13 protein-coding genes are annotated in these 12,576 nt (G+C 58.0%); 1 reads left to right on the top strand and 12 read right to left on the bottom strand.

The annotated features are described in order from the left end of the window. Nucleotides 1-95 precede the first annotated feature (95 nt). On the top strand, nucleotides 96-1,292 hold the full coding sequence (locus CKW26_RS00390) for an AAA family ATPase (RefSeq protein WP_095047076.1): 1,197 nt from the start codon (nucleotides 96-98) through the stop codon (nucleotides 1,290-1,292). 378 nt (nucleotides 1,293-1,670) lie between these two features. Here CKW26_RS00390 and CKW26_RS00385 read toward each other — a convergent pair whose 3' ends face one another. The 12 genes from CKW26_RS00385 to CKW26_RS00330 all read right to left on the bottom strand — a co-directional run bounded on the left by CKW26_RS00385 (nucleotide 1,671) and on the right by CKW26_RS00330 (nucleotide 12,553). After that, nucleotides 1,671-2,543, bottom strand: coding sequence for a transporter substrate-binding domain-containing protein (locus tag CKW26_RS00385; RefSeq protein WP_095047075.1), 873 nt, complete (start codon nucleotides 2,541-2,543; stop codon nucleotides 1,671-1,673). Next, nucleotides 2,540-3,322, bottom strand: coding sequence for an amino acid ABC transporter ATP-binding protein (locus tag CKW26_RS00380; protein WP_095047074.1), 783 nt, complete (start codon nucleotides 3,320-3,322; stop codon nucleotides 2,540-2,542). Before CKW26_RS00380 ends, CKW26_RS00385 begins: the two co-directional genes overlap by 4 nt. Further along, complete coding sequence (locus CKW26_RS00375; protein ID WP_095047073.1) at nucleotides 3,319-3,978, bottom strand: amino acid ABC transporter permease; 660 nt, start codon at nucleotides 3,976-3,978, stop codon at nucleotides 3,319-3,321. The genes CKW26_RS00380 and CKW26_RS00375 overlap by 4 nt, the downstream gene beginning before the upstream one ends. Beyond that, nucleotides 3,959-4,624: an amino acid ABC transporter permease gene (locus CKW26_RS00370; protein ID WP_095047072.1), complete on the bottom strand. Its 666-nt coding sequence runs from the start codon at nucleotides 4,622-4,624 to the stop codon at nucleotides 3,959-3,961. The genes CKW26_RS00375 and CKW26_RS00370 overlap by 20 nt, the downstream gene beginning before the upstream one ends. Nucleotides 4,625-5,441: 817 nt before the next feature. Then, a complete protein-coding gene (locus CKW26_RS00365; RefSeq protein ID WP_007918708.1) occupies nucleotides 5,442-6,239 on the bottom strand; it encodes a MetQ/NlpA family ABC transporter substrate-binding protein in 798 nt (265 codons plus the stop codon). 166 nt (nucleotides 6,240-6,405) lie between these two features. Then, nucleotides 6,406-7,338, bottom strand: a complete 933-nt coding sequence (locus tag CKW26_RS00360) for a sigma 54-interacting transcriptional regulator (protein ID WP_095047071.1) — start codon at nucleotides 7,336-7,338, stop codon at nucleotides 6,406-6,408. Nucleotides 7,339-7,391: 53 nt separating this feature from the next. Beyond that, complete coding sequence (locus CKW26_RS00355) at nucleotides 7,392-7,973, bottom strand: alpha/beta hydrolase (RefSeq protein ID WP_095047070.1); 582 nt, start codon at nucleotides 7,971-7,973, stop codon at nucleotides 7,392-7,394. A gap of 354 nt (nucleotides 7,974-8,327) precedes the next feature. After that, nucleotides 8,328-8,729: a biopolymer transporter ExbD gene (locus CKW26_RS00350; RefSeq protein ID WP_003220570.1), complete on the bottom strand. Its 402-nt coding sequence runs from the start codon at nucleotides 8,727-8,729 to the stop codon at nucleotides 8,328-8,330. Between the two features lies 1 nt (nucleotide 8,730). Continuing rightward, on the bottom strand, nucleotides 8,731-9,456 hold the full coding sequence (locus CKW26_RS00345) for a MotA/TolQ/ExbB proton channel family protein (protein ID WP_095047069.1): 726 nt from the start codon (nucleotides 9,454-9,456) through the stop codon (nucleotides 8,731-8,733). Between the two features lie 44 nt (nucleotides 9,457-9,500). Then, entirely contained in the window at nucleotides 9,501-10,316 is an 816-nt protein-coding gene (locus CKW26_RS00340) for an energy transducer TonB (RefSeq protein ID WP_095047068.1), read from the bottom strand. A 377-nt stretch (nucleotides 10,317-10,693) separates the two neighbouring features. Further along, on the bottom strand, nucleotides 10,694-11,020 hold the full coding sequence (locus CKW26_RS00335; protein ID WP_034151843.1) for a hypothetical protein: 327 nt from the start codon (nucleotides 11,018-11,020) through the stop codon (nucleotides 10,694-10,696). A gap of 189 nt (nucleotides 11,021-11,209) precedes the next feature. Then, entirely contained in the window at nucleotides 11,210-12,553 is a 1,344-nt protein-coding gene (locus CKW26_RS00330) for an aryl-sulfate sulfotransferase (protein ID WP_095047067.1), read from the bottom strand. Between the last annotated feature and the right edge of the window lie 23 nt (nucleotides 12,554-12,576).

The raw sequence follows: 12,576 nt of genomic DNA, 5'->3' as shown, positions 1-12,576 counted from the left end.
CCGTAGGCTGCGATCTTTTGATCTTTTAAAAACAACATCAAAAGATCGCAACCTTCGGCAGCTCCTACAATAGGCGCCTGAAGAGAAGGAATTCCATGCTCAATACTCTCGCGGTGGGCAATTACCGTTCGATCAACAAATTGGTGATTCCGCTCGGCCGTCTGAACCTGATCACTGGCCCCAATGGCAGCGGCAAATCCAATCTCTACCGAGCCTTGCGCCTGTTGGCGGAAACCGCTCAGGGTGGCGTAGTCAATGCGCTGGCCCGTGAAGGCGGACTGGAGTCGACCTTCTGGGCCGGGCCGGAAACCATCAGCCGGCGCATGCGCAATGGTGAGGTGCCGATCCAGTCGACGGTACGCCAAGGCGTGAAGCGACTGCGCCTGGGGTTCGCCGGGGAAGATTTCAGCTACTCGATCAGCCTGGGGCTTCCCGACTCGAACGGCCACTTCATGCTGCCCGAGCAGTCGCGCCCCATTCCTTCGCGATTCAGCCTCGACCCGCAGATCAAGCGCGAATGCATCTGGGCCGGCCCGCTTTACCGCCCCGCCAGCTTGCTGGTGGATCGCGACGGCCCGATGATCCGCGCACGCGCCGAGCGCAAATGGGATGTACTGGCGCAACACACGCCGAATTTCGACAGTTTGTTTGATCAGGTTGGCAGCCTGCGCAGCTCGCCGGAAGTGTTTCAGATGCGCGAGTTTATTCGCCGCTGGCGCTTTTATGATCACTTTCGCAGCGACGCCGATGCACCGGTGCGCCAACCGCAATTGGGTACGCGCACGCCAGTGCTGCATCACGACGGCCGGGATCTGGCGGCGGCGTTGCAGACCATCATCGAGATTGGTGATGGCGATGCGATGCGTGCGGCGATTACCGATGCGTTTCCTGGCGCGCGGGTGCATATCGAAGCGCAGGCCGGTGGACGTTTTGCCATCGAGTTTTATCAGGAAGGTTTGTTGCGGCCGTTATCGGCGGCGGAGCTGTCGGACGGCACGTTGCGTTATTTGCTGTTGGTTGCGGCGCTACTGACGCCGAGGCCGCCGTCGCTGATGGTGCTGAACGAACCGGAGACCAGCCTGCACCCGGATCTGCTGCCAGCGTTGGCGCGGTTGATTATCCGTGCCTCGGAGCAGTGTCAGGTGTGGGTGGTGTCGCATGCGCGGCGGTTGATTTCGGCGTTGCAGGAAGACCCGGGTTGCAATTGCATCGTGCTGGAGAAAACCCTGGGGCAGACCGGGATTGTCGGCCAGCGGGTGCTGGATGAGCCGGCGTGGAACTGGCCGGATTGAGTGATTCAGGCAAAAGCCCCTCACCCTAACCCTCTCCCAAAGGGAGAGGGGACTGACCGAGTTGTTCTTTCGAGTTACGCCAACATGAAAGTCTCGAGTTGAACGCAGGTTTTGAAAAGCCCAGAGATCGGCTCCCTCTCCCACCGGGAGTAAGCTGGGGTGAGGGACTGATTGGGGGATGCTCAAGAGTGACGCCGACGTGAAAATGCATCTGTGAATCCAAAATCGAAGTGACGCCGACGCGAAATGCGTCTGTGAATCCATAATCGACTCGGTTTGTCAGGTCGATGTCTGATGCAAGACACCTCGGTCGGCCCCCTCTCCCTCCGGGAGAGGGCTGGGGTGAGGGGCAAGCCTCACCACCGACCTGACAGGCAATCACCCCTGCCACTTGCCACCCTCGACAATCACGCTCTCAGGTTTGGTGTCATCACTCAGCTCTTTACGCACATATTGGTCGTACAGCTTGAGCAGATACTTCTCCTCACCCAGCTTGGTCAGCTCGGTATTCACCCAGTCACGCAGCTCGATATTGCCCTTCTTCACCGCTGGCGCAATCGGTGCTTCGGCGCCAAGTTTTTCATCCAGCACGCGATAGCCCGGGTTCTGCTTGGCCCAGCTGAACAACACCAGATTGTCCTGTGCGTACGCATCGCCACGACCATTGGCCAGAGCTTGCAGCGACTCGGAGTTTTTCTCGAACTTGAGCAATTTCCAGTCCGGGTGATTCTTGGTCAGCCAGATATCAGCAGTCGTGCCCGTAGTGACGATGGTAGTGCGGGTCGCCAGATCATCGAGGTTTTTCACCGCGCTGCTTTGCGGCACCAGCGCCTGCACCGCGACCTTGAGATTCGGGTTAGTAAACTCCACCGCTTCCTTACGCTCCGGGGTCACAGTCATGTTGGCGAGGATCAGGTCGACCTTGTCGCTTTGCAGGAAAGGGATGCGACTCGCCGGCTCGACGGCGACGAACTCGACCTTGTTTTCATCGCCAAGCAGATCCTTGGCGAAACGGCGGCCGATGTCGGTATCGAAACCGACGTAGCGCCCCGCTTCGTCGACAAAACCGAATGGTGGTTTATCGGTGAAGACACCGACAATCAACTTGTCGCGAGCCTTGATCTTCTCCAGGTAACCGGCCGGCGCGGTGCTTTCGCTGGCGACTTTCGGCTTTGGTGGTTCTTCGGTCTTGCTGCAACCGGCAAGTAAGGCGAGGCTCAGTAGGGGCAGTAAAAAAGCGGCAGTTTTCATAACAGTTCCAGTTCCTTTGTCGGATTCGTTTTTGGCAGTGTTGCCACGAAGGAGAACTTCTCCAGAAACTGCTGCGCGCGTGCGGTTTGCGGGTTCGTAAAGAAAATCTCGGGCGGGTTCTGTTCAAGGATGCGCCCGGCATCCATGAACACGATGCGATCGGCCACCGCGCGAGCGAAGGCCATTTCATGGGTGACGATCAACAGGGTCATGCCTTCGCGGGCCAGGCCCTGAATGACCTGCAAAACTTCCTTGACCATTTCCGGGTCGAGGGCGGCGGTGACTTCGTCGAAGAGCATCACCCGTGGGTTCATGCACAGCGAGCGGACGATGGCGATGCGTTGCTGCTGGCCGCCAGAGAGCTGACGCGGGAAGGCATCGCGCTTGTCCGCCAGGCCAACGCGTTCGAGCAGCGCTTCGGCTTGCTGCTGCGCTTCGCGGCGCTGACGTTTTTGCACCTTCAGCGGACCGAGCAGCAAATTGTCGAGCACACTCATGTGCGGGAACAGGTGATAACTCTGGAACACCATGCCGATCTGCTGGCGGATCTCGCGCCAGTCGGTGGACTTGTCCAGCAGCTCGCGGCCGACAAATTTCAGGCTGCCGCTGTGGGCTTCCTCCAGACCATTGAGGCAACGCAGCAAGGTGCTTTTGCCGCAACCGCTGGGGCCGAGGATGACGATCACTTCGCCACTCTGCACTTGCAGGTCGATGCCGTTGAGCACCTGCTGCTCGCCGTAGAATTTGTTGAAACCGTGAAACTCGATCAATGCGCTCATGCTTGCGTCCAGCGCCGCTCCAGCACGCGCGAAGCGGCCGAGAGCGGGTAGCAGATAAAAAAGAAAAACAGGAACAGCGCGCCGTAGATCAGCACCGATTCGTAAGTGCGCTCGATGATCTGCTGGCCGACCTTGATCACATCGACCACACCGATCAGTACCGCCAATGAGCTGGTCTTGATGATCCGCGTATAGACGTTGATGGTCGGCGGCGTCATGCGCTTCAACGCTTGCGGCAGCAGTACGTAGCCATAAAGTTGTGCGGCGTTTAGGCCGATCGACAGCCCCGCTTCACGCTGCCCGCGCGGCAACGAATGCAGCGCACCGCGCGCCACTTCGCCCACCTCGCTGGCGCCCCACAGCGACAGCACCAGCACCGCGCACCAGAAACTTGGCAGGCTCAGTCCGAAGAAAATCGGCAAGCCGAAGAACAACAGGTACAACCAGACCAGCACCGGAATCGCCCGGAACAACTCCAGATAGACCCGCAGGATCGCGTTCAGCCACCTCACGTTGAGCGTTCGCAGCACACCGTAGAGCACGCCGCCGACAGTGCTGATGGCGATGCTCAGGAACGAGATCGACAAAGTTTGCCCGGCGCCTTTGGCCAGTTGCGGCAACGACACCCAGAGCAGTTCAAGACCCGAACTGGCCATGCTGGAGCCTCCTTTCCAGACGGCTGAGCAGCAGCGACAGCGGCAAGAACAGCAGCACGCAGATCAGCGTCAGCACGGCGAGCATTTCGTAGGTTTTGTAGTAGAGCGCGATGTAGCTCTTGGTGGTGTAGAGGATTTCCGGCACGGCCACCGCCGAAACCACGGTGGTTTCCTTGAGCAGGAAAATGAAATTGGCGAACAACGACGGCAGGCTGAGAATCCCCGCTTGCGGCAGGATCACGTAGCGCAGCAACTGGCCATGGGACAGGCCGATTGAGCGCCCTGATTCCAGTTGCGCTTGGGGCACCGCATCGACGCCGGCGCGCAGCACTTCGGTGAGGTAAGCGCCGCCGAGAAAGGTCATGGTGATGATCGCGGCAGTGAAACCAGAGACTTTGATCCCCAACGCCGGCAAGGCGAAGTAGACGAAGAACAACTGAATCAGCAACGGCGTGTTGCGTGCCAGCTCCACATACAGGCTCACCAGTCTTTGCAGGTACGGCGTGCGGAACACCAGAATCGTCGCGTTGAGCAGCGCCACCAGCAGCGAGGTGCCAATGGCGATAAAACCGACCTGCAGCGTCACACCCACGGCTTTGAGAAACGCCGGCAGGGTGCTGAGGATGAATGCGTAATCGAAAGTCATGAAGCGTCCTGACGCCGCTCGGTAAGCGACGGTGGTGCAGTCCATGGACAGCGGGTGGCTGTCCGGCAGACACCGACTTTATAGGTATAAAAACAAGAATTTAAATACCGTTAAAGCATATTGATATCACCCAAAAAACTATCTTGTGGGTTTGCCGGGAAGGAATAAGAAGGCTATTTTTCTTTGCGCTGTAGGAAGGATCTTTTTTTCATGAAAGCCCTCCAAGGACGAACAGCTTTTGGCCAGACTCCCCCGGCCAACCTCATAACAAGGAAGAGAACATGGACGTAAAAGTGCCGCAGCGACTGGATCCGCAGGAGATTGTGAAATTGTTGGTGGCGTTGAGGCGGGCGTTGAAGGCTGCAGCGTAAGTCAAAAGCCCCTCATCGGAACGCCGCCCGCCCAGCCCTCTCCCCCGAGGGAGAGGGGGCCGACCGAGGTGTCTGGCGTCATACATCGACCTGAAAGACCGAGTCGATTATGGATTCGGCAGAGATCTTTCACATCGGCGTACCTCTACAGCATCCCCCCCAATCAGTCCCCTCTCCCAAGTCCTCTCCCGGTGGGAGAGGAGACTGACCGAGGTGTCGGGCGTATTACATCGACCTGAAAGACCTTATCGATTATGGATTCGGTAAAGCCGTGTCAGGTCGGCGACTTCTACAGCATCCCCCAATCAGTCCCCTCTCCCTCTGGGCGGTCCGACGTTTCGGGAGGGCTAGGGTGAGGGGCTTTTCAACGCACACACAAAAACGCCGATGCCCATCACTGGCCATCGGCGTTTTCACACCTTGAAGGGGGTGGTTCAAGCGTCAGATCAGAACGCCGGCAGTACCGCGCCGTTGTACTTCTTCTCGATGAACGCTTTGACTTCCGGGCTGGTCAGGGCTTTGGCCAGTTTCTGGATCGCGTCGCTGTTCTTGTTGTCCTCACGGGCCACCAGGAAGTTCACGTACGGCGAATCAGCACCTTCAATCACCAGCGCATCTTTCTGCGGGTTCAACTTGGCTTCCAGCGCGTAGTTGGTGTTGATCATGTCCAGATCAACTTCTTTCAGAACGCGTGGCAGCAGGGCCGACTCCAGTTCCTTGAACTTGAAGTTGTGCGGGTTCTTGGCGATGTCTTTTGGCGTTGCCAGAGCGTTCTTCGGGTCTTTCAGCTCGATCAGGCCAGCCTTCTGCAGCAGGATCAGTGCGCGGCCGCTGTTGCTACCTTCGTTCGGGATGGCGATGGTGGCGCCGTCCGGCAGTTCAGCCAGGGTCTTGTACTTGCTCGAGTAACCACCGAACGGTTCAACGTGCACGCCCTGCACGGTCACCAGGTACTTGGACTTGTCGTCCTTGTATTTGCCCTGGTTGAAGCTGTTCAGGTACGGCAGGGTCTGGAAGTAGTTGGCGTCCAGACGCTTCTCGCCAACCTGTACGTTCGGCTGAACGTAGTCGGTGAACACTTTGATTTCCAGATCCACGCCTTCTTTGGCCAAGGTCGGTTTAATCAGCTCAAGGATTTCAGCGTGCGGAACCGGGGTCGCGGCAACCACCAGTTTTTCGCCAGCATTGGCCAGGGAAGCAGTCAAAGCAGCCGCCAATGCGGTAAACAACAGAACCTTTTTCATGCAGTGTCCTTATCGAAAATCACGGTCGTCATCGACGACGGCATTAATACGTGTGCCAGTGAAGTGATATCGCTGGCGTGGGGCGGACAATACCGGGATTTTTTATTCCCGGACAATAACGTTTATTCAGCTTCATATTCCATTTTGTTCATGTTGAACGAAACGGTTACAACCCCTCACTCAAACGAATCAGCAAATCTTTCAATGCCTTACGCTCGGCGACGCTGCCGCCGATGTTGATTTGTGCAACCAGCCGTTCGATCTGAAGCTGCGGCCCAGACGCTTCGGGCAGATTCAGGTGCTCCGGAAGAATCTCGTCGCCCGTGCTCACCAGCAACGCAAAATGAATGACGTTTTCCAGCTCGCGGGTGTTGCCCGGCCAACTGTGTTGTTCGAGCACGTGCTGCGCCGCTTCGCTGATCAGCGGTACGGGAAGGTCGAGACGCTGACTGTAGATACCGAGGAAATACTCGGCCAGCGACAGGATATCGCCGGTACGCGCACGTAACGCCGGCAATTCGAGGTGGCCCTCGCTGAGGTAGTGATAAAGGCGCTCGTGGAATTTCCCGGCGTCCACCGCTTGCGCCAGATCGATGCTGGTGGCCGCGACCAGCCGCACATCCACCGGACTCGGCTGATGCGCACCGACACGGGTGACTTCGTGATTCTCCAGGGCAGCGAGCAATTTGATTTGAATCGGCAGCGGCAGATCGCCGATTTCATCCAGATACAAGGTACCGCCGTTGGCCGAACCGAACCAGCCTGCACGGCTGCTGGCCGAGCCGCTGTAACTGCCGGCAGCGTAGCCGAACAGCTCGGCATCAGCGTAGGTCGGGCTGATCGCCCCGCAATTGACCGAAACGAACAGACCGCTGCGGTCACTGGCGCGATGGATGTGCCGGGCGAGCAGTTCTTTACCCGTACCGGTCTCGCCACGGATCAATACCGAAGTCGAGCGCGGCGCCAGTTGCTCTAGCTCCTCACGCAGTTGACGCGAGCGCGGATCGACGAACACCAGCGCCTTGGCGCGAATGCTCAGGGGGCTTTTTTCCGCATCGGGAAAGGTCAGCAACGGCTGACCGAAGGTTTCGAAACTCATGGCAGGCTCCCGCCCAAAACCGCCGGCAGACGGGGGCGTTGAAAGAAAAAAGGTCAGGCGCGGCGGCGGGCGTGGTGTTCCATACGGTTTTGCAGGCGATAGAGATAAGCAAAACCCTGCTCCCAACGCTGATGCCCGGACTTGACGTTGATGTGTCCGGCACCGGCGAGAATTCCCGCCTCGGCACCCCAGTTGCGCGCCAGCTCCAGTGCGCGCGGCGCACTCACGGCGGCGTCGTTGTCGGAGCTGACGACCTGGCTCGGAAACGGCAGCAGATCAGTCGGAATCGGCGCGAAATTGCGCAGCGCCGGTGCACACGCCGGACGCTCGACATCTGCCGGCGCGACCAACAAGGCGCCACGCACCTGACGCAGGTATTGCAGCGGCGCAGTGGCTGCCCAATGGGCAACGGTGATGCAGCCGAGGCTGTGGGCGATAAGAATGACAGGCGTGCTGTCAGCGGCAATCGCCTCGGCCAGTGCCGCCACCCAGTCTTCACGACGCGGCGTCAGCCAGTCGGCCTGCTCGACCCGCGCGCTGTTCGGCAGGCTGTTCTGCCAGTGGCTTTGCCAATGATCTTCTGGCGATCCTTGCCAGCCCGGCACAATCAGGTAGCGGATTGATTCGTTGCGCATGGGGAGCTCTCCTGCGTCGTGTCTGTTCCTGGACGAGTATAGGGAGGGGATTTATATTCGTTAAGGAATAAGAAGCTATTTATTAAGACCTGAATTGAATATGAGATTTGTGCATGGCTTGAAATCTTTTCCCCCTCACCCCAGCCCTCTCCCCCAAGGGGGCGAGGGGGAAGGGAGCCGATCTTCATGCCGTTCAAATCTTGAGTTCGGCTCGAAATCTCAGGTCGGCGTATCTCGAACAATCACCTCGGTCAGTCCCCTCTCCCTCTGGGAGAGGGCTCTGCTTTTAATGCCAGAAATAAAAAAAGGGCCGCACCCTGCCAAGGAGACGGCCCCGGAAAAACGTTGAATCTGTTACCGCGCAGTAATCACCGACAGCTTGGTAATCCCCGCGCGTTCAATCGAAGCCATCGCTCGCGCCACTTCGCCGTAGTTCACCCCGTCATCGGCCTGCAATTGCACGCGCACTTCCGGGTCCTTGGCCTTGGCCGACTTGAGGTTGAATTCGAGCAAGTCAGGCTGAATCTCGTCCTTGTTGATAAACAGCTTGCCGGCGCCATCGATGCTCACCACCAGCGGGTCCTTCTGCTCGACCGGCGCCACCGCTTCGGTCTTCGGCAGGTTGATCGGAATCGCGTTGGTCAGTAGCGGCGCTGTGACGATAAACACCACCAGCAGCACCAGCATCACGTCCACCAGCGGGGTCACGTTGATCTCGCTGAGTACCTCATCACTGTCTTGCGTGGAGAAGGCCATATCAGGACGCCTCCTTCACTTTTGCTGCGTTGCCCGGCGTTGCGACCTTGTGCGCCGTCGGGTGGATCAACACGCGGAACGCACTCTTCTGCGCCAGGCTGTAGAAGTCGTGGGCGAAGTCATCCAGATCCGCCGCCGTCAGTTTCAACCGACGCAAAAAGTAGTTGTAAACCAGCACCGCCGGCACCGCGACGGCGATCCCCACACCCGTGGCGACCAATGCTGCACCAATCGGCCCGGCGACCGTTTCCAGGCTCGCCGAACCTGCGGAGCTGATGCCTTTCAACGCTTCCATGATTCCCCACACCGTGCCGAACAAACCAATGAACGGCGACGTACTGCCAATACTCGCGACCACCGCCAGGCCCGTTTCCAGCGAACGGCGTTCGCGAACGATCTGCTGACGCAATGCGCGCTCGAGGCGATCCTGATGGTTGATCGCCTGGCTCAAATCATTGGCCTGTGGCGTCTCGCCCACCTGAATCGCCGCGTAACCGGCCTGTGCCACCCGCGCTGCAGCGCCGGGATGGGTCTCGCTCAATTCAGCGGCTGAATCGAGACTCGACGCCGCCCAGAAACGCTTATGAAAACGCCGATCCTGCGCCTTCAGTCGCCCGAACTGCACAGCCTTGAGCAGTGCCAGGCCCCAGGTAGCGACGGAAAAAACCACCAGCAGCCAGATCACCGCGCTTTCGATGGATTCCAGTGGAGATGCCAGTAACGTCATGATGATTCCCTCGTGTAAACGTTTCGCGCGAATTTGGTTTCGGTTTAATGAATCTTGAAATCGATGGGCACGCTGACCCAGCCGTCCTGGGCGACATCACCCTGCTTGGCCGGGACGAAACTCCAACGTTTGACGGCGTTCAGCGCCGCGTCGTCGAGCTGTTGCCGGCCACTGCTTTTGGCTATCTGGATCTCACCCGGTTTGCCGCTGGCCAACACATGCACACGCAGCAACACCGTGCCTTCCCAACCGCGACGCTGAGCCAGCGACGGGTATTCCGGTGCCGGGTTTTTCAGGTATGCGGCGTTCGCTGAGGCCGGGGTTACCGGTGCCGGCGCGGGGGGAGCAGGTGGCGCTGGCGCTGGCGCTGCAACCGGGGCTGCCGGTTGTGGCGGCGCGGGTGGTTGCTCGACGGCTTTCGGCGCTGGCTTGGGGGCCTGTTTAATCACCGGTTTGGGTTTCGGAACGGGTTTTGGCGGCGGTGGTTTTACCGCCAGTTCGTCTTCTACCGGCGGCGGTGGCTCAACCACAGGCGCAGGTGGGGGCAGCTCGACAACCGGTGGTGCTGGTGGTGCCGGGCGCGAGAATTCGATAGTCATCGGCGGAATTTCCGGCGGCACGATCGGCAGCACCGGCGTCGGCTTCTGGCTGATCCAGTAGATCACCGCGCCATGCACCACCAATGCGAGCACGCCGAGCAGAAGGATTTCGCGCCGACTCAAAATACCTTTGGGCGCACGCTGCAAACGCAGCTGTCCCAACGGCACACGATGCGGCCGGCCGAGATCGACCAACTCGCCACCCGGCGTCTGACGCCACAGCAATTCCTCTGCGCTGGCGGCGGTCTGGACATTGCCCATTGATTCACTCCCTGCGGTCTTTTTGCGTTCTCTACAAAAACTGCCGATCAACCGTTTGTTGAATCCCCCACGGTGGATCGATGTGTGAATCATTGGGCTTTACGCTTATCTCCGAAAGTAATCTTTAACGTTATGCATAGGCCTTTATGGAATATGAAAAATGATCAATTCCGCCAAAGCCGCGTGCTACGCGGGCTGCAGCGATGCATGAAAAAATGCATGCTTTTCAGGCATTAAAAGTATTCATGCAACGCATCAAATTCACCTGACCCGGTTTTGCAGGACGACTAATACCAAGTAGATAGTTGATTATTATTTTCTAAAAACAAAAAAAGGCCGGGCACTTTCGTGCGCCGGCCTATTTGTTCAATCAGCTTTTATTGCTTGACGAACTCCCCTGCCACGCCAACAACATCACCATCAAAGTTTGTGCGCGAACCAACCGCACGAACTTTTGAATAATTGTGATCCGGCGAGAACAATGTCCAGGACTGATAACCAGTGCCGTCATTCAGAGCCGTGAACGTGATGATCGTAGGCTGCCCGGTGCTGTTCTGGAAATGGTAGTGCCCGTAAGCAATGTCGTAATTCACGCCGTTCTGACTGAATTTACCGCTGAAGGTGCCGTTGGAATCGTTGCCATCGGTAATCGTCAGTTTGGCGCCAGCGTTAGCGTTTACATAATTGCCATTAATGCTCGACATAACGAGATTTCCTTTATCGTTGGATAAGTGTCTTCCGATGAGAGCAAGTTTCCTCCTGGAAACTCACGACAGTCAGAATGGTTGCACATTCAATTATTGTCCACGCGAGCTACTAACGAAATTGCAATAAGCACTATTCAACCCGCTCATAACTTATCGCCGTTCGATCGAGCATTAATTCCAATTCAACTAACGGCTGGCATTGGTTTGCTGCACACCGACAACCGGGGCATTAACCGCCGTCTCGGAGCGTGGCGTACCCGTTGGCACCCAGTCATAACTCACAGGCAGTGCCCGATACACCCAGTTGCTGATCGCGTCGCTGCCCGGCGCCTTGCCGAGATAGGGGCTGACGTATTCCCAGACGTTCTCACCGTTGGCCGTCACTTGGAAAAACCGCCCGTTCATGCCTTCATCGATTAACGTATTGCCGTTGGGCAAGCGCCGCGCGCTGCTGATAAACGAGCTGTAGAACGCCCACCCCGGTTGCTTCGAATTGGCCGCGCTGTACTGCCAGACGATCTCGCTTTTCACCGGGTCGATTTCCAATACCCGCGAGCCGGAAATCAGCCCGAGGGTGACGTTCGGATAACCCGCCGATCCCTGGTTATCGAACACCAGCACGTTACCTGCGCCAGGCAATCCTGCCGGAATGATGTGCGCATCATGCTGACCGACAAACTGATCCACCGGACGCGGCAATTTCTGCGCGGTTTTCGGGTTGATCAGCGGCAAATTCGGGCCAAGACGCCAGACCACTTTGCCGCTGTTTTTATCGATGATCGCGATGAAGTTGGCATTGCGTGAATCGATCAACAGGTTGTCCGGATTGAAGCGCTTGTCACCGGAATCGAACCACTTGTTCGGCCCGACCAGGCTGAGGTTGTTGATATGCAGGTAGTCCGGATTTTCACTGGCGCGCACCAGCTTCAACTGCTCGGCGGTGAAGCCGAATTCATTGAGATGCTCCGACGCCAGCCACTGCCATTTCACCGCACCGTCGGGGCTGACTTCATAGATCGCATCATCGATCACCTCGGGCACTTTGAAGCCTTTGACCTTGTGCACCTTGTTCGCCAGCACCACGGTGTTGCCGTTGCTCAAACGGCGCTGATCATGATGCTGTTGCGCGGCGCCACCGGGCGCCTTATCGCCCCACTGCCAGACGACTTTGCCATTCCAGTCCAGCTCGCCAACGCTCTGATTGCCCAGACCATTGCCGGCCGAACCGAGTTTGCCGGGATCCTTTTCACTCAATTGCAGCAGCACATGGCCGCGCTCACCGCCAACCAGTTTTGGGTCGATGATCGCCGACGGAAAACCTGCCTGTGGCCAGGTTTTCACCTCGTTGCCGTTCATGTCGATCAGGTGCGTCTGTTTGTCCGCGCCGCTGAAAATCACGTACTGATTGAAGGCCTTGTTCGGGTCATAACGGGTCACGCCGGTCGGGTAAACACTCGGTGCGGCGAAGGCGCCGGCACTGAGCACTGCGCCGGACAGCAACACCGGCAAAGCCGTTTTGATAGGCAACATGATGCAGCTCCTTGAGTGACGAA

It is taken from the genome of Pseudomonas sp. Irchel s3h9, assembly GCF_900187475.1.
GTDB classification, from domain to species: Bacteria; Pseudomonadota; Gammaproteobacteria; order Pseudomonadales; family Pseudomonadaceae; genus Aquipseudomonas; species Aquipseudomonas neuropathica.
The sequence above is the reverse complement of the archived record's forward strand: the minus strand, read 5'-3'. Positions and strand labels throughout refer to the sequence as shown.